Origin of the sequence: Pseudoalteromonas sp. SG43-8 (genome assembly GCF_014164245.1) — a bacterium.
Taxonomy (GTDB): domain Bacteria; phylum Pseudomonadota; class Gammaproteobacteria; order Enterobacterales; family Alteromonadaceae; genus Pseudoalteromonas; species Pseudoalteromonas distincta.
The window spans coordinates 165,189-188,701 of record NZ_JACJEX010000006.1; the positions used below are offsets into that span (position 1 = coordinate 165,189).

The 23,513-nt window shown below is 39.2% G+C and carries 26 protein-coding genes; 17 read left to right on the top strand and 9 right to left on the bottom strand.

Going from position 1 to position 23,513, the window contains the following annotated elements:
* Positions 1-10: 10 nt before the first annotated feature.
* The 4 genes from H5122_RS13170 to H5122_RS13185 are packed head-to-tail and all read right to left on the bottom strand — an operon-like array spanning position 11 to position 2,439.
* A complete protein-coding gene (locus H5122_RS13170; RefSeq protein WP_002961960.1) occupies positions 11-571 on the bottom strand; it encodes a YqiA/YcfP family alpha/beta fold hydrolase in 561 nt (186 codons plus the stop codon).
* Complete coding sequence (locus H5122_RS13175; RefSeq protein ID WP_182675680.1) at positions 556-1,341, bottom strand: metallophosphoesterase; 786 nt, start codon at positions 1,339-1,341, stop codon at positions 556-558. Before H5122_RS13175 ends, H5122_RS13170 begins: the two co-directional genes overlap by 16 nt.
* Positions 1,328-1,786, bottom strand: a complete 459-nt coding sequence (locus H5122_RS13180) for a DUF1249 domain-containing protein (RefSeq protein WP_039488324.1) — start codon at positions 1,784-1,786, stop codon at positions 1,328-1,330. The genes H5122_RS13175 and H5122_RS13180 overlap by 14 nt, the downstream gene beginning before the upstream one ends.
* Positions 1,787-1,812: 26 nt before the next feature.
* Positions 1,813-2,439 carry an NUDIX domain-containing protein gene (locus H5122_RS13185; protein ID WP_002961957.1) on the bottom strand — a complete coding sequence of 209 codons (627 nt, stop codon included), beginning with the start codon at positions 2,437-2,439 and terminating at the stop codon, positions 1,813-1,815.
* 151 nt (positions 2,440-2,590) lie between these two features.
* Here H5122_RS13185 and tolC point away from each other — a divergent pair, with 151 nt between their 5' ends.
* The 3 genes from tolC (at position 2,591) to H5122_RS13200 (ending at position 5,601) form a co-directional block, all read left to right on the top strand.
* Positions 2,591-3,946 carry an outer membrane channel protein TolC gene (gene tolC / locus H5122_RS13190; protein ID WP_182682352.1) on the top strand — a complete coding sequence of 452 codons (1,356 nt, stop codon included), beginning with the start codon at positions 2,591-2,593 and terminating at the stop codon, positions 3,944-3,946.
* Between the two features lie 111 nt (positions 3,947-4,057).
* Positions 4,058-4,987, top strand: coding sequence for an LpxL/LpxP family Kdo(2)-lipid IV(A) lauroyl/palmitoleoyl acyltransferase (lpxL, locus tag H5122_RS13195; RefSeq protein ID WP_002961955.1), 930 nt, complete (start codon positions 4,058-4,060; stop codon positions 4,985-4,987).
* A gap of 41 nt (positions 4,988-5,028) precedes the next feature.
* Entirely contained in the window at positions 5,029-5,601 is a 573-nt protein-coding gene (locus H5122_RS13200; protein WP_024596226.1) for a toxin co-regulated pilus biosynthesis Q family protein, read from the top strand.
* Between the two features lie 110 nt (positions 5,602-5,711).
* On the opposite strand, the gene glnE is transcribed toward H5122_RS13200, so the two are convergent.
* The gene (gene glnE, locus H5122_RS13205) at positions 5,712-8,483 is read right to left on the bottom strand and encodes a bifunctional [glutamate--ammonia ligase]-adenylyl-L-tyrosine phosphorylase/[glutamate--ammonia-ligase] adenylyltransferase (RefSeq protein WP_182712996.1); all 2,772 of its coding nucleotides are present in this window, start codon (positions 8,481-8,483) and stop codon (positions 5,712-5,714) included.
* Between the two features lie 77 nt (positions 8,484-8,560).
* On the opposite strand from glnE, the gene H5122_RS13210 reads away from it, so the two are divergent.
* The 6 genes from H5122_RS13210 to ruvX all read left to right on the top strand — a co-directional run bounded on the left by H5122_RS13210 (position 8,561) and on the right by ruvX (position 12,989).
* Positions 8,561-9,454, top strand: a complete 894-nt coding sequence (locus H5122_RS13210) for a hypothetical protein (protein ID WP_002961952.1) — start codon at positions 8,561-8,563, stop codon at positions 9,452-9,454.
* 65 nt (positions 9,455-9,519) lie between these two features.
* Complete coding sequence (locus tag H5122_RS13215; RefSeq protein ID WP_182682835.1) at positions 9,520-10,020, top strand: hypothetical protein; 501 nt, start codon at positions 9,520-9,522, stop codon at positions 10,018-10,020.
* Positions 10,021-10,089: 69 nt separating this feature from the next.
* Positions 10,090-10,824, top strand: a complete 735-nt coding sequence (gene rsmE / locus H5122_RS13220; RefSeq protein WP_002961950.1) for a 16S rRNA (uracil(1498)-N(3))-methyltransferase — start codon at positions 10,090-10,092, stop codon at positions 10,822-10,824.
* Positions 10,825-10,878: 54 nt separating this feature from the next.
* Positions 10,879-11,829 carry a glutathione synthase gene (gene gshB / locus H5122_RS13225; protein WP_154903711.1) on the top strand — a complete coding sequence of 317 codons (951 nt, stop codon included), beginning with the start codon at positions 10,879-10,881 and terminating at the stop codon, positions 11,827-11,829.
* A 115-nt stretch (positions 11,830-11,944) separates the two neighbouring features.
* Positions 11,945-12,502 (top strand): YqgE/AlgH family protein, encoded by a 558-nt coding sequence (locus H5122_RS13230; RefSeq protein ID WP_002961948.1) that lies wholly within the window; start codon positions 11,945-11,947, stop codon positions 12,500-12,502.
* Between the two features lie 37 nt (positions 12,503-12,539).
* Positions 12,540-12,989 (top strand): Holliday junction resolvase RuvX, encoded by a 450-nt coding sequence (gene ruvX / locus H5122_RS13235; protein ID WP_182682836.1) that lies wholly within the window; start codon positions 12,540-12,542, stop codon positions 12,987-12,989.
* A 74-nt stretch (positions 12,990-13,063) separates the two neighbouring features.
* Here ruvX and H5122_RS13240 read toward each other — a convergent pair whose 3' ends face one another.
* Together H5122_RS13240 and H5122_RS13245 are read right to left on the bottom strand one after the other, a co-directional pair.
* Entirely contained in the window at positions 13,064-14,200 is a 1,137-nt protein-coding gene (locus tag H5122_RS13240; RefSeq protein WP_182682837.1) for a PilT/PilU family type 4a pilus ATPase, read from the bottom strand.
* Positions 14,201-14,209: 9 nt separating this feature from the next.
* The gene (locus tag H5122_RS13245; protein WP_039488318.1) at positions 14,210-15,250 is read right to left on the bottom strand and encodes a type IV pilus twitching motility protein PilT; all 1,041 of its coding nucleotides are present in this window, start codon (positions 15,248-15,250) and stop codon (positions 14,210-14,212) included.
* 2 nt (positions 15,251-15,252) lie between these two features.
* Between H5122_RS13245 and H5122_RS13250 the strand changes: the two genes are divergently transcribed.
* From H5122_RS13250 to H5122_RS13285, 8 genes are all read left to right on the top strand, one after another.
* Complete coding sequence (locus H5122_RS13250) at positions 15,253-15,966, top strand: YggS family pyridoxal phosphate-dependent enzyme (protein WP_182682838.1); 714 nt, start codon at positions 15,253-15,255, stop codon at positions 15,964-15,966.
* Positions 15,967-15,983: 17 nt separating this feature from the next.
* Positions 15,984-16,805: a pyrroline-5-carboxylate reductase gene (proC, locus tag H5122_RS13255; RefSeq protein ID WP_169044305.1), complete on the top strand. Its 822-nt coding sequence runs from the start codon at positions 15,984-15,986 to the stop codon at positions 16,803-16,805.
* 26 nt (positions 16,806-16,831) lie between these two features.
* Positions 16,832-17,365, top strand: coding sequence for a YggT family protein (locus tag H5122_RS13260; RefSeq protein ID WP_002962568.1), 534 nt, complete (start codon positions 16,832-16,834; stop codon positions 17,363-17,365).
* A gap of 60 nt (positions 17,366-17,425) precedes the next feature.
* The gene (locus tag H5122_RS13265; RefSeq protein WP_165723835.1) at positions 17,426-17,869 is read left to right on the top strand and encodes a DUF4426 domain-containing protein; all 444 of its coding nucleotides are present in this window, start codon (positions 17,426-17,428) and stop codon (positions 17,867-17,869) included.
* Between the two features lie 4 nt (positions 17,870-17,873).
* Positions 17,874-18,473, top strand: coding sequence for an XTP/dITP diphosphatase (locus tag H5122_RS13270; protein WP_002962573.1), 600 nt, complete (start codon positions 17,874-17,876; stop codon positions 18,471-18,473).
* Positions 18,470-19,606 carry a radical SAM family heme chaperone HemW gene (gene hemW / locus H5122_RS13275; RefSeq protein WP_002962575.1) on the top strand — a complete coding sequence of 379 codons (1,137 nt, stop codon included), beginning with the start codon at positions 18,470-18,472 and terminating at the stop codon, positions 19,604-19,606. Before H5122_RS13270 ends, hemW begins: the two co-directional genes overlap by 4 nt.
* 79 nt (positions 19,607-19,685) lie before the next feature.
* Positions 19,686-21,521, top strand: coding sequence for a DUF885 family protein (locus tag H5122_RS13280; protein ID WP_182682839.1), 1,836 nt, complete (start codon positions 19,686-19,688; stop codon positions 21,519-21,521).
* Between the two features lie 90 nt (positions 21,522-21,611).
* Positions 21,612-22,280 carry a hypothetical protein gene (locus H5122_RS13285; RefSeq protein ID WP_002962577.1) on the top strand — a complete coding sequence of 223 codons (669 nt, stop codon included), beginning with the start codon at positions 21,612-21,614 and terminating at the stop codon, positions 22,278-22,280.
* Here the strand turns inward: H5122_RS13285 and H5122_RS13290 are convergent.
* Both H5122_RS13290 and H5122_RS13295 read right to left on the bottom strand, forming a co-directional pair.
* Positions 22,263-22,700 (bottom strand): hypothetical protein, encoded by a 438-nt coding sequence (locus tag H5122_RS13290; protein WP_182682840.1) that lies wholly within the window; start codon positions 22,698-22,700, stop codon positions 22,263-22,265. The genes H5122_RS13285 and H5122_RS13290 overlap by 18 nt on opposite strands.
* A gap of 8 nt (positions 22,701-22,708) precedes the next feature.
* Positions 22,709-23,425 (bottom strand): SIMPL domain-containing protein, encoded by a 717-nt coding sequence (locus tag H5122_RS13295; RefSeq protein WP_182671393.1) that lies wholly within the window; start codon positions 23,423-23,425, stop codon positions 22,709-22,711.
* Positions 23,426-23,513: the final 88 nt, after the last annotated feature.

The following is a 23,513-nucleotide window of genomic DNA, read 5'->3' on the forward strand; positions in this document are numbered from 1 at the left end:
CTAACTAGTTTTACGTGATTTTAAGAAAATCTACAATACTTGCAAAGGTGCGTTCAAATTCAACGTAGCTATGATCGCCACCAAACTCTATCAATTGCTTGCATTGCGAATAATATTTTACTGCGTGTTGAAAGTTCAACACTTCATCGCCTGTTTGCTGTAATAAATACAGTAACTCAGGATGTGCTAATTTATCTACAGCGAGTAATTTCAGCGCCTCAATATGACTGTTATTTAAATCGTAATGATAATCTTGATACGGATTATAATTAGGCCCAAGTAACGACTGTAATAAATTATAAGGTGCGACCGCGGGATTAATGACCACTGCAGGAATTTGATAACGCTGCGATAAATACGTGGCAAAAAAACCACCTAACGAGCTACCTAATAAAACGGTATCTGGCGTTAGTAATTGTTCAAGCTCAATTATAGCTTGTAGGGGCTCGTGGTTTAAGTTCGGTACACAATAATCAACGTCATAGTTTGCCATAAGCTCACCAAAGCGCACAGCTTTATATGATTTTTGTGAACTATTAAAGCCATGAATATAAATTACGCGCTTAGCCATACCACTTCCGTTTTTACTTCAACTTTATCTTTTTTACTCTTTATATTTAGCATTCTGTAAGCAGGCCCTGCATTTTTTTGCTCCCACTTTGGAGTGTATTTTACAAACTGGACTGAACTGGCAGGACTTGCATATATAGGCAAGCCTCTAAAATTTTGTTCATAATCGTTGTGTACATGACCATGAAAAAGCGCAGATACATTATTACTATTAACTAAAATATTTAAAAGCTGTGGACCATTTTCTAATAAGTGCTTATCAAGATAGCCATTTATTGGCAGCGGATTATGATGGCAAAAGATAACTTTACTATTATTCGAGTTGACTAAAGTATCAGTTATTTCATCTAAATGCGCGCCAGTAACCCATCCTGCGGGCGTGGGTCCTTTAGAATTAATAAGAAGCAGCTCAACCCCGTTAGCAATAATATGTTTAGCCGAATTTATTTTTCCGCCACTTATGCGATTAAGCATTACTAGTTCATCATGATTACCTGGTACCCAAAATACAGGGCAAGTGATGTCACTGGCATTTATAAGTTCACTAAATAATAAGTACGATTCAAAACTATGGTCTTGTGTTAAATCACCACCAAAAATTACGCAATCTACTGGCTGCTCAGCGATGTGCGCCAAAGCTTGTTCAAAATGAGCTGCAGTATTTACATTAAAATATTCACCATTTTTATCTGCAAATAAATGGCTGTCGGTAATATGCGCAATGCACAAAGATGATTTATCAAATGTATATGTATCATCAAACCAAGCCATTATTTACATCCCAATTTAATGTTGCTTGCCCGTGCTCTACACAGGCCACTAACCAGTCGTATAAAAAAGCATTAAGTTGATACTTTTCATCTTTTTGATGCATTTTAGGGTTGGGGTATCCGTACGATGGTTTTATGCGTTGATGGTAATCGTGATGAATAATTTCAGCTACTTTCGCATCGTGATACAAACGCACCGTTAAATACAGCGGCGCTATCCCTTTAACCATTCCTGTTAGCTGCTTAATTGAAATATCCATAGTGTATTTTGCGCTGCCATCAATTTTTGTAGCAAATTCACTGTTGCCAAGTTTTACTTCACGAATGCTTCCTATATTGCGCTCGCTCGGTAACAACTTTAATAGTCGCACATAGTTATGCTCACAAAGTGTTAAATACTTTGGGAGGCTTTGAATATATCGATTTGTTGCTAATTGTGCTGTCAAAGTTCCGCCATAATATTAGTAAGAGTTTATGCCCATTTGCTTGCCATTTTTTCGCGATTTAGCGCAAGCCACTGCATACAAATAACCGTTGCCGCATTATCCATTTCACCGTTATTGAGGCGCATTAGCGCATCATCAACCGATAAAATATGAGTTTTTATATCCTCGCCTTCAGTTTCAAGACCATATACACCTGATTTCACTTGGCTTAAATCAGCACGCGCTAAATATAAATGTAAGCGCTCAGTTGTACCACCAGGGCTTGATAGATATGAAAGCATAAATTCAAGCTCGGTTAATTCAAGCCCAGCTTCTTCATACGCTTCTTTTTTTACAACTGATTCGTAATCCGTACTGCCGTCAGTCATTCCGGCTATACATTCTAGTAGCCACGGCGAGTGCTTACTTTTAATAGCGCCAATACGTATTTGCTCAATTAAAAGAACAGTATCTGATATTGGGTCATAAGGGAGTACTGCAATTGCATCGCCACGTTCTAATATTTCTCGGCTAATTAGCTCTGATTTTCCACCCGCAAAAAGAGCATGTTCAAACTGGTATAAATCAACCTGAAAAAAACCTTTATAAAGGTTTTTTATTGGCTTTAAATTTACATCTTTATGTGTAAATTGAACGAGCTTTTTATCAACCACGTGCCTACCTCCTACTTATCTAAAGCTTTAAAATGCGTTAATATATTCTGTTACACTTGAACATACTGTTTTACTAATTATTTTTTTTGTTATGCAGTAAAACAGGTTAACATGCTTTTAGTACAAAAATTGTCTAAGGACCGAACCCCACATGAAAAAGAACATTCTTGCGGCGCTAGTTAGTTTATCATGCGCACTAGGTGCAACAGCAGTGAAAGCTGAAGATTTACTACAAGTTTTTGAAATAGCAACAGCTAACGATCCTACTGTTTTAAAAGCAAAAGCCCAAGCCGATGCGCAGTCTTACCAAAGCGATTTGGCGATGAGTGCACTATTACCTCAAATTGGTTTAACTATGGGTTATACGAAAAGCGATGCAACGTCGTACCAAAGCGTTGGCGACTTATCTAACCAAGTTAAAGTTGAAAGTGACACAGACCAATTCTCTCGTGGTGTAAGTTTAAGCCAAACATTATTTGATCTAGGTGCTTGGAACACTTTAGATATTGCCGATAAGCAAGCTCTACAAGCAAGCGGCCTATATGATGCAGCTAAACAAAATTTAATTGTACGCGTTGCTGAAGGTTATTTTAACGTATTAAGTGCCAGTGATAACCTTGAATTTGTCGAAGCTGAAAAACGTGCCATTGCACGTCAACTTGAGCAAACAAAACAACGTTATGCAGTAGGTTTAACAGCTATAACAGACGTACACGAAGCACAAGCTCAGTTTGATAACTCAGTAGCCCAAGAAATTATTGCCAGTAATGCTGTAGAAACTGCACGCGAGCAACTTCGTGAGATAACTGGTAAATATCACGAAAAATTAGACTTTTTAAATACAGATACTTTCTCAACAACTAAGCCAACGAAGCGCTCAAGCGACTTTGTTAAAGTAGCTGAAGATAAAAATATCAACTTACAAGTTTCTAAAGTAACGGTTGATATTGCAAAAGATCAAATTGAATTAGCAAAAGCGGGTCATTATCCAAAGCTAACTCTAAGTGCAAGTTATGGTGACTCCCTTACAGACGCTCAAAGAAATGGCGCTAATTTTGATGACCAACCGCGTTCAGACTCAAGTTCTGTTGGGCTTAACTTTAGCGTACCTTTATATTCAGGTGGCGCAACGGTTGCTGCAACAAACCAAGCGCGTGCGTTTTACGTATCAGCGAGCCAAGATTATGAAACAAATTACCGCGCAGTCACTCGCACAGTAATTACATCTTATAATCAAGTTGTTTCAGATATTGCGACTTACAAAGCGCTAGAGCAAGCGGTTGTTTCAGCTCAAAGTGCCCTTAAAGCAACTGAAGCCGGTTTTGAAGTAGGTACTCGTACCATTGTTGACGTACTAGTGAGTACGCAAAACTTATACGATGCAAAACGTAACCTTGCTGATGTGCGTTACCGTTATGTGTTATCTACCCTTCGCTTAAAACAAGCTGCGGGTACACTAACAAGTGAAGATTTAGTTGCTATAAACCAAGGTTTAAAATCAGCTTAACTTTTACAGCTAAACATAATATAGATTTATTCAAAGCCAGCATGTAGCTGGCTTTTTGTATTTTATAGCGCTTAGCGTTAAACTATCGTTTTTATTCTCAGAGAGATTTTTGTGGTCACCTCATCTCCTTTTAAAGCATCTTTTTTAGGCCCTCGATACTGGCTAACGTGGGTTGGCGTTTTATTTTTATACTTAATTTCTTGGCTACCACAAAAGCTACAGCTGGCAATGGGTAAGCAACTTGGCCGCTTAGTCCATAAATTTATGAAGCGCCGTCGCCATATTGCAGAAGTAAATATTAAGCTGTGTTTTCCTGATATGAGCGAAGCAGATCAAAAAGACCTTGTACTCAAAAATATGGAAAACACCGGCATTGCAATGGTTGAAACCGGCATGGCTTGGTGGTGGCCGCAGTGGCGAGTAAAAAGTGTATATGGCTCAATCAAAGGTTTGGAGCATTTTGAGCGCGTACAGGCATCTGGTAAAGGTGTTTTATTACTTGTACCTCATATTCTGCATCTTGAAATGGCGAGTCGTGTAATGGGATTAAAATGCCAAGGTTTAGGCTTTTACCGCCCTCATAACAACGCTCTAATGGAATACTTTACAACGAATGGCCGCCTTCGTTCTAACGAATACTTAATTGGCCGAAAAGATGTAAAAGGCTTACTAAAATCATTAAAAAACAAAAAAGTATGCTATTACTTACCTGACCAAGATTACGGACGTAACCGCTGTGAGTTTGTGCCATTTTACGCCGTCCCTGACACTGCAACGACAACAGGTACTCTTATGTTTGCTGGCAGTAAAAACTGCGAAACTATGAGCTTAATCTCGCGTCGCGACGAAAATGGTAAGTATCATTTAGAGGTAGTACCTGAGCTTGAAAACTTCCCAAGTGGTGATGATAAGGCTGATGTAACACGTGTAAATCAACGCATGGAACAATCTGTTAATGCCGCTCCAGAGCAATACATGTGGCTTCACCGTCGCTTTAAAACTCGACCGGATAAAAATACCCCTTCTTTTTATAAAAAGTAATGGTATAACAATAATAGGAACAAATAAGGTGGTTAATAATCATGTGGTTTTGGATTAGACATTTATCATTTGCAGCCGTGCTAATAGCACTCGCCGTATACTTCTTAGTGGGTGATGGTTCTGTATTTGATATTAAAAAATCTAAAAATGCAGCCGCCGAAGGATTATCACGCTTTTACTCCTCCATTCGTAACCAAGTAAAAAGTAATAAAGAACGAGATCAATTTGTTTTAAAACTTAAAACACCAGAACAAACCTTGGATAGAGTATTGGCTGAACGTGCGCGAACAGTAGATCCAATGCCGACCACTTGGACTGGAGAGGTTGAACCTAGGCGCTTTGAAAATGGCACAACCCTTAAAGATGTACTTAATCAATATGCTAAAAACGAGGGAATTGAGCTCTACTGGTACTTAAGTAAAGATTACGTAGTTAAAGATCATTTTAGAGTAGACAGTAACTTTACTTCAGCACTGTACCAAATTGGACGCGCTATAAATGATGACTTTGAGCATGAGGTTTATACTTACTTTTGCCATAAACAAAGAGCAGCGGTTATTACCGAGTTACCATCAGAATTTGTACGTACAAACTGTTTAAAACTAAAGGTTTAAGGGTTTACACATACAAAAACCCAAGCAAGCGCTTGGGTTTTTCAATTCAATTCAATGAAGTTCTAGTCAATTCAATACAATACAAGTCAAATCAATTCAAAAATACGATTCTAATGATTAGTGACGTTAGTAATATCTAGTAAAATCGTTTGTCGTGTGATCGGTTTGCCTATTTGCGCCAAGCTCAATACGTGATAACACGAGCGGTAATCAATATACGCTTTTATCAACTGCTGCTTTTGCTCTTTAGTAATACAACCTATATTTGCCGCATCCGTTAATATTCTTACGTTGTCTGAGTAAACTGTAAGCTGTTCAAACTCGTTTGCGTGTTTAAGTACTAAATATTGCGTAATAAACTCAATATCAGCCATGCCACCAACATCTTGTTTTAAATCAAATTGATCAATATTTCCCTTCGCTAGATGGTCGCGCATTTTTTCGCGCATTTTTATTACATCAGCTTTTAGCACGGTATCATCGCGCTGCTGGCAAAGTATATTTTTACGAATTTGTGAAAAACGATCTATCAGATCGTTTTGACCTAAAATTAATCGAGCCCGAACAAGTGCTTGATGCTCCCACGTCCATGCTTGAGTTTGCTGATAGTGATTAAAGCTCTCTAAATTGATAGCCAATAAACCAGAGGCTCCTTCAGGACGTAATCGCGTATCAAGCTCGTATAAAATGCCCGATGCAGTACGGGTATTAAATAAATGCATTAAGCGCTGAGCGAGCTTTAAATAAAACTGACGAGAATCTATCGGTTTTTCACCATTAGTTAGGCTTGAGCCATCATGATTATGCACAAACACCAAATCTAGATCTGAGTCGTACCCGACTTCTAAACCACCTGTTTTACCATATGCAATAACAGCAAAACCTTTATTCTCATCATCTGTGCCAGGGGGCATCCCAAAGCGCTTAACAGTGTTATGCCATGCAATATTAACGGCTTGGTCAACAATCGCCTCTGCCAGTACGGTTAAATGATCGCTTACTTTCATTACGTCAAGAACACCGGTTGCATCGGCGGCAGCAATTCGTAATTGATGAGTTTGCTTAAATTGCCTAAGCGACTCCATTTGCAGTTCTAAATCGTCATGCTCTATTCGTAAAAAATACTGTCTTATTTCATCTTTATACGCTGTGAGCGGGGTCGGCTTATAAAGAACTGCGGGGTCTATTAGTTCATCAAGTAATATGGGGTAGCGAGAAATATGCTCCCCTATCCATTTGCTATGACAACACAGTAAAACAAGTTGCTTTAATGCACCTTGGTTTTCGTAAAGCAATTCTAAATAGGCAGTACGCGAAATTATCTTATTAAAAATTTGGCAAACCATTGTGAAAGCTGCTGCACTGGCATTAAAGTCATTTAATTGATTTAGTAAAACAGGCATTAACTTATCAAGAGTGTCACGCCCTCGGTTACCTATATTTACCTTAGACAGCCTTAATTTAAAATCGTTAAGGGGTGCTTGCCATTCATCTCTGGCCTCTTTTAAAAAGCTCACATCACCATGATCCCAAGCACTAATAAATGCGCCTTCACAGGTATCAAGTGGCACGGTTTCCTCGCCAATCACAAGTGCAAACTCACCGTTAACTTGTTTCATCACCTTTTCTATAGTGTTTAAAGTGGCAGAAAAATCAGCTTGTTCTAATAATAAATTTAAGCGTTGCTGATTCAATTCATCATCGGGGAGTGTTTGCGTTTGCTGATCGTCAAATATTTGAAGGTACTGCTCAACTTTACGTAAATAAAGGTAATTGCGCCTCAGCTCGCTTGCTTCTTGCTCATCTATAACTTGGTTAAGTGCCAACTCATTTAATGCTTTGAGTAAAGATTGGGTTTGTAAATTAGCCTCTCGCCCACCTCTTACCATTTGCAGGGCTTGCACTATAAATTCAACTTCACGAATACCACCAGCGCCTAGTTTTATATTATTAGTTAAGCGTTTACGGCGAACCTCTTGTGCAATCATTAACTTCATTTTACGCAAGGATTCAATCACCGAAAAATCTATATACCGGCGGTAAACAAACGGCTTTAAAAGCTTAATAAATTCATCCCAATACTTATTAGGAGTGCCAATTAAGCGCCCTTTTAACATGGCGTAGCGTTCCCAGTCGCGCCCTTGTTCTTGGTAGTAATCTTCAATGGCATTAAAGCTCATAACCAAAGGGCCGCTTTCGCCAAACGGACGCAACCGCATGTCTACTCTAAATACTTGCCCATCACCGGTGGCTTGGTTAAGTGCTGCAATCAGTTTTTGTGCAACTTTGGTATAAAATACTTGGGCCTCAAGGCTTCTGCGGCCACCTTGGGTTTTTGTGCTGCGTGGATACGCAAAAATAAGATCAATATCAGAGGAATAATTTAGCTCCTGTCCGCCAAGCTTCCCCATCCCCAATACCATTAGCGGCATTGCTTGGTTTTGCTCATCAAGCGGTTCACCATTTACTTTTGCCACCTGTGCATGCGCCCATTGGTTGGCGCTATTAATTAGCATGTCAGCCAGTTGGCTTATATAATTAATACTATCGGCAATGGGGTTATTACAGCATAAATCTAAAAAGGCGACTTTAAGCCAGTACTTTTCACGATATTGACGAAGTACTTTATGGCACTGTGCTTCATCAAGGTCAGCTAAATTCAGGTTTTTAAAAGGAGAATCTATTACTCTATTTTGTATTTCGTCTTTGCATAATAGCCAGGTATTTAAATCAGGTTGTGACTCTAAACTGCGCCAAGCAAAGTCGCTTAATGCTAATAACCTTACAACTTCACTTTGTTTACTTTGCTGCGGGTATAACTGTTCAAAGCGCATCAAGCCAAGTTTTTGTAATTGAATAGGAAGTTGCTTTACGTTACTCATCAATCCTCTCTTTTATATCATCAATAACCGTACTAGAATGATTAAAACCTAGAAAGGTTAACTTAATTAGGATCACCATGTCATATTTGTCTTTATCTAACACTAGTTTTATTGCGATTGCCATTAGTTTTGCGGTTATTTGCATAACTATTTTTTGTTTACGAGTTGTCACTCAAATCAAAGCAAAACAAGCGCTTAAAGATGAGTTAGCGCAACACGACAACTTTGCCATGGGTATTAGTTTTGCATCTGAAATATCGGTTGTTATAGCCACTATAGCCTTTTTATTTGACGAAATAAGCGTAAGCACTGCACAGTCAAACCCGTTAAAAGTGTTAATTATTATTGTTCTCTTATTCACTTTTATAAAAGTGGGCCATTTAATTCACAGAAAATGGATACTCCACAGATTTAATGAAGAAGCTGCCATACTAAAACAAAATGTATGTGCTGCATTGGTAGACTCAGGAATGTTAATCGCTAACTGTATTATTGCTCTGGGCTTGTACACGTGGACGCACACCCAAGGGTTTAGCAACTTACTTATTGCTTGCGTTAGCTTTTTTACACTTCAGGGGATGTTTGCACTTGATAGCAAAATACGAGAACACCGTTTTGCAAAAGCAAACCAAGGTGCGTCACTACAAAGTAACTTTAACCTAGAAAATACATCTATTGGTATAAGATATGCTGGAAAATCAATTGGCTTAGCGTTGGCTGTATATGCTGGTTTATCTAGCGCAGCATTTCAAAACGGTAAAATGGTTGAAAACATATTTACACTTGTAATGCATTGCGGTGTAATGTGGATACTACTTTACGGCTTAACGTATGTGATAAAAGTTATCTCTTTACCAAATATTGATACGGCTCTTGAAATAGACCATCAAGATAATATTGGGGTAGCATGCATAGAATTTGCTGTTTTTTGTGCTATTGGTTATTTACTTATTAGTATGTTTTCTCTTTAGACCTTTTTTACTGAAAATACAGCAATTAAAACGTCTGCATTTAAGTAATAATGGTAATTACTTAGATGCAACAAGGTCCTAGCTCTATGCCGCCTGAAATAACGAACTATTTGTTAATTGACATAGACAACGAATTTAGCCGCGCATTTGCCGAATACTATGTAAATAGTAATGGCATAACAAAAGCGAGTACACTTATTGCTGCAGGGAGTAATACCCGCCAATTGGTAAAAATGATGTTTGACGAGCTTATTAAAGACTATAGTTATTGCGATCTTGAAAACGAAATAAGCGTTTCTGAGTTAATTAATTATTTAAAAGATCATCACGATTTACACGGAGTCCTTTTCAATAGCACCGATTATTTACTCGCAAGTGATAAGCAGCGCTTTATTTATAACTCCTTGCATAAACAACGCTTTTTAATAAATCTTGATGATACAGGCTATACACTCAGCCGGGTTACCGATGAGACGTTAACGGAACCTTCGCAAAATTATCACGATATAGCGCACACCCCACAAGATTTAATAGATCTCGCCGAACAACTTAATAAAAATAAATAATTGCGCACAGCCCCCAGCTTACTTACCATAGCAATATATATTTTTACGCTATGTAGTAAGTGACGCCCTATGCGAGTTCCTCATATTTATCAAACATCGAGTATTGCCCTAAACACCCCTGTAACTTTAGATGACGATGCTGCAGGGCATATTGGCAGAGTACTGCGCATGAAAGTAGGCGAGCATGTATCTATTTTTAATGGCGAAGGTGGCGAATACCTTAGTGAAATAATTGAGGTAACAAAAAAAACAGTCGTCGTAATGCCATTAGAACTTAACCCTCACGATGTAGAATCTCCACTTAAAATTCATTTAGGTCAGTGTGTATCCCGTGGTGATAAAATGGATTTTACAATTCAAAAGTCAGTTGAACTAGGTATTACCGAAATCACCCCTATTTTTAGTCAGCGCTGTGGGGTGAAACTAATGGGCGATCGTCTTGAGAAAAAACACCAACAATGGCAAAAAATTGCAATTGCAGCGGCTGAGCAGTCAGGGCGTAATTTTGTGCCAATTATTCACCCACCTATAGATTTAAAACAATGGCTTGCACAACAAACCGATGCAATTAAGCTCACTCTTCACCCTCGTGCTGAGCACAGCATTAAAACCATTACGGTACCTAAAGATGGCGTACGCTTTTTAGTAGGCCCAGAAGGTGGCTTTACCGACGATGAAATGGCACTAACCAAACAACTAGAATTTGTAGATATTCGCTTAGGCCCGCGCGTTTTACGAACGGAAACAGCCGCTTTAACGGTCTTAAGTGCATTACAACTTCAATTTGGCGATTTAGCTAATTGAAATAACTAAAAGCACCCTCATATAAACAGTAACATTTATAGTAAGGCACAGCGCATGGCAATTAAGTTAGGTATTATTTCAGATCCTATTAGTGGATTTAACATCAAAAAAGACACCGGTTTTGCAATGATGATGCAAGCGCAAGAACGTGGCTACGAAATTTATTATATGGAGATGGACGATTTATCTCTTCGTAAAGGCAAGTCGTACGCTACAGCGTCTAAAGCGCAAGTGTTTAATAATGCAGAAAAATGGTATGAGCTTGAAGAAAAAGCCACTATAGCCCTTGCCGATCTTGACGTAATTTTAATGCGTAAAGACCCTCCTTTTGATACTGAATACATTTACGCGACGTATATTTTAGAGCGTGCTGAACAAGAAGGTACGTTAATAATTAACAAGCCACAAAGCCTTCGCGATGCTAACGAAAAGCTGTTTACAGCATGGTTTAGCGAGCATACGCCTGACACACTTGTTACACGTAGCCAAAAACAAATTCGTGAATTTTTAGCACAGCATAAAGACATTATTTTAAAGCCGCTTGATGGCATGGGTGGCGCATCGATTTTTCGCATCAGAGAAGACGATGCCAACATTGGTGTAATTTGTGAAACGTTAACCGAGCACGGCAGCCGCTTCGCAATGGTGCAAAATTACATTCCAGAGATCAAACAAGGCGATAAGCGCGTACTAGTAGTTGATGGCGAAGTTATTCCATATTGTTTAGCGCGTATACCACAAAATGGTGAAACACGCGGTAATTTGGCTGCAGGCGGTCGAGGTGAAGCCCGTCCACTTAGCGAATCAGATTTAAAAATAGCGCAAGCTGTTGCACCAACGCTCAAAGAAAAAGGCTTAATATTTGTAGGTTTAGATATTATTGGCGATAAATTAACTGAAATTAACGTAACTGCACCAACGTGCGTACGCGAAATTGAAGCTGCTTATGATATTTCTATCACAGGTATTTTATTTGATGCAATTGAGCGTAAATTAGGTAAGTAATTACCACAATAAAAAGCCCATTAGTTTAAGCCTTTCATGCAATTAATGGGCTTTTTATGTCAATTTAAATAACTATGCCATACTCAAAGTTCATTAACTAAAAAGGGTGAAATCTATGCAGTCATTAGAAAATCATTTTTTAATCGCGATGCCGTCAATGCAAGACCCTTTTTTTAAACGTGCTGTTACCTATATTTGTGAGCACAATGAAGATGGGGCTATGGGCTTGGTAATAAACCAACCTATTGATGTTACTGTTGGCGAACTTTTAGATAAAATAGAAATTGATAACGACAAAACGCAAAACGCAGCAAAAGTAAGTGTGTTTGCAGGTGGACCCGTTAAAACTGACCGTGGTTTTGTACTGCACTCTCCCCAATCGGGTTATTCAGCAAGTCAAAAACTCAGTAGCGATATTATGATCACTACCTCAAAAGACGTTCTAGCAAACTTAACCACTGCACAAGCACCAGAGCAGTTTATTATTACACTTGGTTATTCAGGGTGGGAGCAAGGACAACTCGAACAAGAGTTACTTGATAACAGCTGGTTGATCATAGAAGCCGATCCGAAGATCATTTTTGATACCCCCGTTGAAAAACGATGGGAAAAAGCAGTTTCAATGTTGGGCTTTGATATTAGCCAACTCAGCCCTGAAGCTGGTCACGCATAATAGTAACTAACCCTTAGCAAACTTAAACAAGATACACATGACAAAAAAATCGCTTAAGCCGCAAGGCGAACGCACTGTAATGGGCTTTGACTTTGGCACCAAAAGTATTGGTATTGCTATTGGGCAAGAGTTAACCGGCAGTGCGTCTAGCCTTAAGGCTGTAAAAGCACAAGATGGTATTCCTAATTGGGACCATATCGCCGTACAAGTAGCCGAGTGGCAGCCTGACTTAATGGTTGTTGGTTTACCACTAAATATGGATGGAACATCACAAGAGGTTACCTTTAAAGCAAAAAAGTTTGCCAACAGATTGCATAATTATTATGGCATTCCTGTGCAAACACAGGATGAGCGTTTAACAACAGCGGACGCTAAAGCGCGACTTTTTGAAAGTGGCGGCTATAAAAACTTAGGTAAAGGTAACGTAGATAATATGTCTGCGGTTATTATTTTAGAAAGCTTTTTTGAATCTAGTTACGGTGAATAAACTGGCTATATAAACAACCCTTTATACAAATAAAAAAAGCGCCAATTGGCGCTTTTTTATTGATTACTTTTAAATTATTGATCGCTATTTTTATCATCAAGGCCATCAATAGTAACGCCCTGTAAAAAGCCCGCACCTTGTTGTTCGTTATTGCGCAGTTTTATCATTAAGCGTAAATCATTTGGCGAGTCAGCATGGTGCAGTGCATCAGCGTAGTTAATTCGCTGCTGTCTGTACAACTCAAATAACGCTTGGTCAAAGGTTTGCATGCCCATTTCTTTCGACTTAGCCATTGCCTCTTTAATTCCGCCAATATCACCATTTTTTATCAGTTCAGCGACCATTGGTGAGTTAAGCAATATTTCAATAGCTGCAACACGGCTTTCACCATCAGCAGTCGGTACTAATTGCTGAGCAACAATGGCGCGTAAGTTAAGTGCTAAGTCGTACTTAAGCTTATCGTGTTTTTCTTTTGGTACTAAATGCATAATACGGTCAATCGCTTGGTTCGCATTATTAGCATGTAGTGTTGCAACACATAGGTGTCCGGTTTCAGCAAAGCTTAGGGCGTATTCCATGGTTTCTTGCGATCGAATTTCACCAATCAAAATAACATCTGGAGCTTGGCGTAATGAGCTTTTAAGTGCCGACTCAAAGCTTTCTGTATCAAGCCCTACTTCGCGCTGAGTAATAATACTTTTACGATGCTCATGAACAAATTCAATCGGATCTTCAATGGTCAGTATATGACCTCGTTGATTACGGTTTCGATAACCAATAAGTGCAGCTAGTGAGGTCGATTTACCCGTACCTGTACCACCTACAAACAAGACAAGACCGCGTTTAGACATAATTACATCTGTCAGTGTAGACGGCAGACCTAAATCACTCACATCAGGAATTTGCGTCACAATACGGCGAATAACCATACCTGCTCTATCGCGCTGCCAAAAAGCAGAAATACGAAAACGCCCTTCGTCGGTAGCAATCGCAAAGTTACATTCTTTCGTTGTATGAAACTCTGCTTTTTGCTTTTCGCTCATTGCAGATTCTACTAACTCAAGCGATTGCTCATCAGTCAGTCTATCGTCACTGAGAGCTATTAGCTCGCCGTTTATTTTTGCACTTACAGGTAACTGACTCGATACAAATAGGTCAGAACCCTTTTTCTCAATCATTATGATTAAAAAGTCGTTTAAAGATAAAGCCATAATAATTTCTTACCCACCAAATTGTGTTTTGTCTTGCGCTTTTTCTTTCGCTGCCGCATTTGTAACAATACCGTGATTAACTAAATTAGTTAAACACTGATCCATTGTTTGCATGCCCACAGACGCACCGGTTTGAATAGACGAATACATTTGTGCAATTTTATCTTCACGAATTAAGTTACGAATAGCAGGAACTGCAATCATAATTTCGTGTGCTGCAACTCGCCCACCACCAATTTTTTTAAGCAGCGTTTGTGAAATTACCGCACGTAAAGATTCAGATAACATTGAGCGCACCATAGCTTTTTCTTCACCTGGGAATACATCAATAATACGGTCAATAGTTTTTGGTGCAGATGTTGTATGTAGCGTGCCAAACACTAAGTGACCCGTTTCGGCAGCGGTCATTGCAAGACGAATTGTTTCTAAATCTCGTAACTCACCCACAAGTATTACATCAGGGTCTTCACGCAATGCACTACGTAGCGCGTTTGAAAAGCTATGTGTATCGCGGTGAACTTCACGTTGGTTAATTAAACTTAATTTATTATCGTGAACAAACTCGATTGGATCTTCTATTGTTAGAATATGGTGATGTTTATTTTGATTTATATAATCGACCATAGCGGCAAGTGTTGTTGATTTACCAGAACCCGTTGGCCCTGTTACTAACACGAGTCCACGTGGGGTATCAGAGATTGTTTTAAAAATATCTGGCGCACCTAAATCATCAAGCGTTAACACTTCACTTGGTATGGTACGAAATACCGCAGCAGGCCCGCGATTAGAGTTAAACGCATTCACACGAAAACGCGCTAAATTAGGCACTTCAAACGAAAAATCCACTTCGAGGTTTTGTTCGTAGTCCTTGCGTTGATTATCGTTCATAATATCGTAAACCAGACTGTTTACGTCTTTGTCTGCAAGGGCTGGTATATTAATGCGGCGAACATCACCGTCTACGCGTATCATAGGTGAAACACCCGACGATAAATGTAAATCGGATGCTTTGTGTTGCACACTAAACGCTAATAATTCGGTAATATCCATTTATGACTCCACAACTAACTGATAAATATATGGTTACAATAGCAGAACGACTCACATCCGCCTACGCTAGAATTGCAGACGCGGCAAAAAACACACAGCGAAACACTAACGAAGTTACTCTACTAGCAGTGTCTAAAACTAAACCAAGCGAAGATATTATTGCAGCTTATGAGCATGGTCAGCGCGAATTTGGTGAATCTTATGTTCAAGAGGCTATAGATAAAATAGCTCAACTACAGTCATATAGCGACATCATTTGGCATTTCATTGGCCCTATTCAATCAAATAAAAGTGCATTAGTAGCTGCTAACTTTGATTGGGTGCAAAGTGTTGATCGCATAAAAATAGCAAAGCGATTAGATTCCCAGCGCCCAGACGATAAACCACCTCTTAATATACTTATTCAAGTAAATATAAGTAATGAGGAAGCAAAGTCAGGTTGCCGCCGTGATGAAATAGATGAACTTGCCAATTTTATTAACCAATGTGAGCACTTAACACTTCGAGGTTTAATGGCAATTCCCGCTAAAAGCAACGATCTGGATACGCAAATTCAATCTTTTGAGCAATTACAAACTTGCTTTGATAAACTAAAGACCCAATATCCTCAAGTAGATACTTTGTCGATGGGTATGAGTAACGATGTTGAAGCTGCCATTAGCGCAGGCTCAACCATGGTAAGGATCGGCACAGACATTTTTGGAACACGAACTTAAAAGGTGATAACAGATTTATGTCAGATAAAAAAATCGCATTTATAGGCACAGGTAATATGAGCTACGCCATTATTGGTGGCATGGTAAAAAACGGCTTTAACGCAAGTAACATAATTGCGACTAACCGCAACCAAGAAAAGCTTGAAAAGGTAGCATTTGATTTCAAGGTGCAAACCACCAGTGACAATAACGAAGCCCTGCGCGATGCTGATGTAATTGTTTTGTCTGTTAAACCACAAATGATGGGCGATTTATGTAAATCGTTTCAAGAGTCAGGCGTAGACTTTAGCGATAAACTGTTTATTTCTGTTGCTGCGGGCTTAACTGTAAAACGTTTGCGTGAAATGCTAGGCCAAGACGTTAAAATGGTACGCTGCATGCCAAACACGCCATCTTTATTAGGTCGCGGAGTATCAGGTTTATATGGTGCGGGCGAAACACAAAGCGAACACGAATTTGTACAACAAGTTTTTGAATGTACGGGCATTGTTGTATGGGTGGAAAAAGAGTCACAAATTAACGATATTATTGCTGTAACCGGCTCATCACCTGCTTACTTTTTCTTATTTATGGAAGCCATAGAAGAAAAAGCTAAAGCGCTGGGCTTTAACGATGAAGACGCTCGTCGCCTGGTACAACAAACAGCCCTTGGCGCTGCCGAAATGGCACTTAGCCAGCCTGATATTAGTATTTCGCAACTACGTTCAAACGTAACATCTAAAGGCGGCACTACTCACGCAGCTGTTGAGCACTTAAAAGATGAAGGCTTAACTAAAACCGTTGGCGATGCAATGGATGCGTGTATTGCGCGTGCGATGCAAATGGAAAAAGAACTTTAAAACCACTTTTTATTGAAGGTTACACTATGAATGCCATGCAATTTTTAATCAGTACCCTGTTTGATTTGTTTTTAATGGTGGTATTACTGCGCTTTTGGCTGCAGTGGGCAAAAGCCGACTTTTACAATCCAATGAGCCAGTTTGTGGTTAAAGCCACTTCGTTTGCGGTAAAACCACTGCGTAAAATCATTCCGGGGTTTGGCGGACTTGATCTAGCATCTCTGTTGCTGGCATTTATAGTGGCTGTAGCCAAAATTAGTACTTTAATGCTTGTTATATATAATGCGTGGGCAATACAGCCTGTGCTTATTCAAGCACTTATAACGGTACTAAAAGAAGGCCTTAATTTAGTATTTTGGGTACTTATTATTCGCGCTATTTTAAGTTGGGTTAGCCAAGGCTATAACCCTATAGAAGCGGTTTTCCACCAGCTTACTGAACCAATGCTAAAACCAATTCGTAAAATATTGCCATCAATGGGTGGCTTAGATTTATCAGTTTTAGTGCTTATTATTGGTATTCAGTTTTTGCAAATGCTGCTTATGGATTTTTTAGTCTAATATGGATTTTTTAATTAGAGGCCCAAAGGCCTCTTTTTTATATGTTTTGAGGAATACATAATGAACCGTTTAATTAAGTTTTGTTTTATTGCTTGTTTAGCATTTGCATTTAACGCGCAAAGCGAAGAAATGCAGGGCGCACAATACAAGGAGCTTGGCCCTTGGCAAGTCCATTACATCGCCTTTCCTTCTACTTTTATTCAGCCAAAAATAGCAAAAGCATACAACCTTGAGCGCAGTGGCTACAAAGGGGTTGTAAACATTTCTATATTAAAAAATGATGCCGATAAAACAGCACAAACGGCAAAGCTTACAGGCACAGCTAAAAACCTACTTGGCAACAAACAAACACTTACTTTTAAAGAAGTAAAAGAAGGTGAGTCAATTTATTACCTTGCCCAAGTTGATTACACCAACGAAGAGATTTTACGCTTTGAGATTGAGATACAACAAAATAATCAATTTCAAAAATTACAGTTTCAGCAAAAATTTTACGTAGATTAATAACATGACCAAAACTTTAGTACTTGCTACAGGTAACCCTGGCAAAGTAAAAGAGCTAGCTAACATGCTAAGCTCTCTGAATATTAATGTAGTTCCACAGAGCGATTTTAACGTAGGTGAAGTTGCCGAAACCGGCACTACCTTTGTTGAAAATGCCATTATTAAAGCGCGCCATGCCGCTAAAATTACTGGTATGCCTGCTATTGCCGATGACTCAGGTTTAGAAGTTGATGGCTTAAATGGCGCGCCCGGTGTTTACTCAGCCCGTTTTGCAGGCCCAGGTGCCAGCGATCAAGATAACATTGATAAGTTACTTGTAGATTTAGGTGATAACCCTATTCGCAGTGCACGCTTTTGGTGTGTACTGGTGTTAATGCGCCACGCAGACGACCCTACTCCGCTTATTTGTAGTGCTAGTTGGGAGGGCGAAATTACGCTCACTCAAAATGGCAATGGTGGATTTGGTTACGATCCTGTGTTTTTTGTAGCAGAGAAAAATTGTACGAGTGCTGAGCTTACAAAAGAGCAAAAAAATGCAGTGAGTCATCGCGGACAAGCGCTGCAAAAATTATTACTAGAACTACAGCAAAAAGGCGGCCTGTGAACCTTCCACCACTGAGCTTATATGTGCACGTGCCTTGGTGCGTACAAAAATGCCCGTACTGCGATTTTAATAGCCACGGACAAAAAGGTGAAATACCTGAAGCTGAATATGTTCAACACTTAATTGATGACTTAAAAGCAGATTTGCACTTAGTGCAAGGACGTAAAATTCATAGCATTTTTATTGGTGGCGGCACTCCGAGCCTATTAACTGGTGCAGCTTATACCCGTTTATTAAATGAAGTCGACAACCTAATTGGGCTTGAAGAACACTGCGAAATAACCCTTGAAGCCAACCCTGGTACAGTAGAAACAGGTCGCTTTAAAGATTACGTAAAAGCAGGCATTAACCGTATTTCTATTGGCGTGCAAAGCATGCAAAACGACAAGTTAAAAGCACTTGGTCGGATTCATGGCAGCGACGAGGCAAACTATGCAGCGCAACAAGCTAAGGAAGCCGGTTTAAATAGCTTTAACCTTGATTTAATGCATGGCTTACCTGGGCAAACACTTGATGATGCACTGAGTGATTTAAAACAAATAATAGCGCTCGATCCACCGCATATATCTTGGTATCAACTAACTATTGAACCCAATACTCAGTTTGCTTCAAAACCCCCCACCTTGCCACAAGATGAAACACTGTGGGACATTCAAGAGCAAGGGGTTGAGTTACTCGCGCAAGCAGGTTACGTGCAATACGAAATATCGGGCTATGCAAAACCGGGCTATCAATGCCAACATAACTTAAATTATTGGCGTTTTGGCGATTATCTCGGTATTGGCTGCGGCGCACATGGTAAGGTTACTGATGCAAATACAGGGCTTATAACGCGTACCGAAAAGGTTAAACATCCACGCGGCTATATGGATTTAATTAAACCGTATATGTATAAAAGCTGGCATGTAGAGCAAGACGATTTAGCGTTTGAATTTTTTATGAATCGCTTTCGCCTTGTTGAGCCTTGCCCAATTAATGACTTTAATAAACTAACAACACTGCCGCTGCAAAGTCAGCAAAGTGCATTAAACCAAGCAATAAATAAAGGTTTATTGACTCAAACAGACAGCCATTGGCAGGTAACCTTAAAAGGTCATCGCTTTTTAAATGACCTGCTAGAATTGTTTGTGTAGCGCTAAGGCACTGCACAACAATATAAAACTAATAAATATAAATCACCCTAATGGGTTTCTAACAACAAAAGGGAAAACAATGCGTAAACTCACTTTTATTGCGGCCGCAGTAAGCGTTGCACTACTTGCTGGTTGCCAGCAAACAACACAACAATCTACTTCAGCCCCTATTGCACAAGCAGTTCAATCACAACAAAGTGAAATAGACAAAGCCAATGCATTTTTTGAAGATACATTTAACCGCGATGTAATGAGCAGCCCTGTATATCAAACATACATGGGGATTAAGCAAGATTACGATAAATGGGACGATGGCAGCGAAGAAAGAAAGCTTAAAGATTTAGCACAAACAAAAGCTGACCTAGTTGCATTAAAAGCAATTAATCGTGATCTATTAGATGATGCAACAAAAGTTAGCTACGACTTAAAAAAACAGGATCTTGAAAGCTCAATTGCTGACTTTAAATGGCGCTACCATAATTACCCTGTGAACCAAATGTTTGGTACGCATTCTATGATCCCTGCGTTTTTAATTAATCAGCACTCAATTAGTAATGTAAAAGAAGCTAAAGACTACATTTCACGCCTAAATGGTGTAACTGGTGTTATTGATCAGCTTATCGTTGATTTAACTGTACGTGCAGAAAAAGGCATCATAGCCCCTAAATTTGTATTCCCGCATGTTATTGATTCAAGCAAAAACATTATTCACGGTGCACCGTTTGAAAAAGGCGCTGATTCTACATTGCTTGCTGACTTTAAACGAAAAGTAACAGCGCTTGAAATTAGCCAAGGCGAAAAAGACTCGTTAATCAGCGATGCATCAGATGCATTAAAATCGGCTGTTAAACCATCTTACTCTAAGCTAATTAATTACCTAGCGCAGCTTGAGAAACGTGCTGATGATCGCGATGGCGCATGGAAATTACCAGATGGCGAAGCGTTTTATAACAACGCACTTAAGCGCACTACAACAACAGATTTAACGGCTAAAGAAATTCATGCAATTGGTTTATCTGAAGTGACACGTATTCATGATGAAATGCGTGAAATTAAAGATAAAGTAGGCTTTAAAGGCGACTTAAAAGCGTTTATGCAGTTTATGAAAACTGACAAACAATTTTACTACCCTAATGATGCACAAGGTAAGCAACGCTACCTTGATGAAGCCACTGGACTTATTGATACAATGAAAACACGCTTAGATGAGTTATTCATTGTTAAACCAAAAGCTGATTTAAAAGTAAAAGCAGTTGAAGCATTCCGTGAAAAAGCTGCGGGCAAGGCATTTTACCAACAGCCAGCTCCAGATGGTTCACGCCCAGGCATTTACTACGCTAACCTTTATGACATGGAAGCTATGCCAACATATCAAATGGAAGCACTTGCTTACCACGAAGGTATTCCGGGTCACCACATGCAAATCGCTATTTCGCAAGAACTAGAAGGCGTTCCTAAGTTCCGTAAATTTGGTGGTTACACAGCGTATATTGAAGGTTGGGGTTTATACTCAGAGTTCATTCCTAAAGAAATGGGCATGTACTCAGACCCTTACTCAGATTTTGGTCGTCTTTCAATGGAGCTATGGCGCGCATGTCGTCTAGTGGTTGATACGGGTATTCACGCGATGAAGTGGACTCGTCAAGAAGGTATTGATTACTACGTAAATAACACGCCTAATGCAACATCTGACGGTGTTAAAATGGTTGAGCGTCACATTGTAATGCCTTCACAAGCAACGGCTTATAAAGTGGGTATGCTTAAGATTTTAGAGCTTCGTGAAGACGCTAAAAAGCAACTGGGTGATAAGTTTGATATTCGCCAGTTCCACGACGTAGTACTTAAAAATGGTCCTGTACCACTAAATGTACTAGAGAACTTTGTTAATGAATGGGTAGCAAGCAAAAAAGCTTAAAACCAATTTAAACAATTGCTTTAAATATGAAAGGTCGCATTTGCGGCCTTTTTTGTTTTATAGTAGTAAAAAAGAATTTTGGAAATAATAATGGATTTAAGCATACAACTACTTAATGCGCGTATTTCAAAGCAACAGTTAAATGAGCTCGATAACGACTTTAAGCAGTTAAGCCCTGCTCAGCAAACTTTGCAGCTTAACCATTTATATGACAGCGCCCAACGGTTGAGTGTTAAGTATGACTTTATGCAAAACATAGCAACGCGGATATTAAGCTCTAACACAGCGCCTTCTCCATTTATTAATCAACTCACTAATATTGACGCATTGAGCTTTTTTACCCCTGCGCTGAAAGTAAATAAAGGCTTTTTAGTACAAGATACACAAGGAAATAACGTACTGCACAATGTGTTTAAGCATGCCGATGCTACAAAGCTGCCATTTAACTATGTGCGCTCTTTGATGTTGTTTGAATCAAATGATGAGTTAGCTAAAGCGCTGGCGCAGCCCAACTCTCATGGCTTAACACCGGTTGCCTGCTACATAGCCTATGCAAATAAACCTAGCACACCGGTAAAGCATGAATTTTCAGCTTTGTTAGCATTAATGGAAATAGAGCAAAAACAAAACCCTAACGCAAAACAACAGCTTGCCAACGTAATAAAAGGGCAAAAAGTTAACGAGACCACAATTTTACTGAGCGCCGCTTACTTGCAACGCTCAACGGCGCAAGTTGCTCACTTAATCAAGGCGCTTTAATTCACTCACAACTTCTGTACGCACACTGTCTATGGCATGTGTAATAGATTGCGCAGCACTTTCGTGATCAACCATATTTGGCCAATTTGTTTGCCAGACCTTTTGTAAGTCTTTTGTTTTTAAATGTACTTTATCAACGGCTAAGTAGCTTAAGTCATGAATTAAGTTAACTTTAACCCAGCCTTTTCTAGGGCTGCCATCTATTTTGTTATTATCGTAATGTGCCGCAAATACAATAAGCTCGGCTAGTTCTTGTAAAATTTGAAAGCTAGCAATGCGTGTATTATTGTTATCTTCACTTGCCTCCATCCGCCATGCATTATAACTAAAGCCTATAAACGCAAATACTACGCTCGCTATAGCAGTGAAAAAATACGAACGGGGCGCCAGTACAAACTGACCATATTTAGACTCTGACATATTATTTCCTAGTCATTTAAATAATATTCAACACTGGTTACCACTCTTATATTTTTTATTTGCGGTGTGTTTGAATCTCGATTACTGATACTAAATTGCCCTTGGCGAGCTGTTTTTATTTTGCCTAATTTTGAATTAGAGTCTTTAGCAAATTTATTAGCGACTTCACGCGCTTTTTCAGTTGCTTCTTGCACCATCGCAGGCTTTACATCATTGAGGCCAGTAAAGATGTATTCAACTTTTGTTTCGTAGCTATCTTGCACTATTGCGATATCTTGTTTAGCAAGCTGGCTTACTTTACTCAGCGCGTTTTGCACTTTATCTGGCGCAGCAGAATAAACAATAATATTTGAGCGCACTATGTATCTAAATTGTTGATTTTCATTACTGTATTCACGTGCTTGCTTATCAATAACTGACTGGCTACCTATTGTTATTTCATCGTCGTCAAAACCATGGAGTTTTAAAAAAGCAGTTACCGCATCATTTTTTTTCTCAACCCGGCTTACTAATTTTTCAAGGTTATTGTCGGCATCACTAAATTGCAGAGGCCAAATTACCGTATCGGCTATTACTTCTCGCTCGGCCAATCCCTTAACCTGCACAGTACGTTCCATCCCTTTCACACTCAAAGCGGTACTTTTTAAAATAAACCCTAAGCTAATTAAGCCTATACTTAAACAAATAGCCGCTATAACAATGTAAAAACCGGGGTTTTTATTCACAATAATCTCCTTGATTGATATCAATAATAAGCATCGAGACGCTCGAAATAACACAGTAAACAGGGTACATTGAGACAATAAATAACGC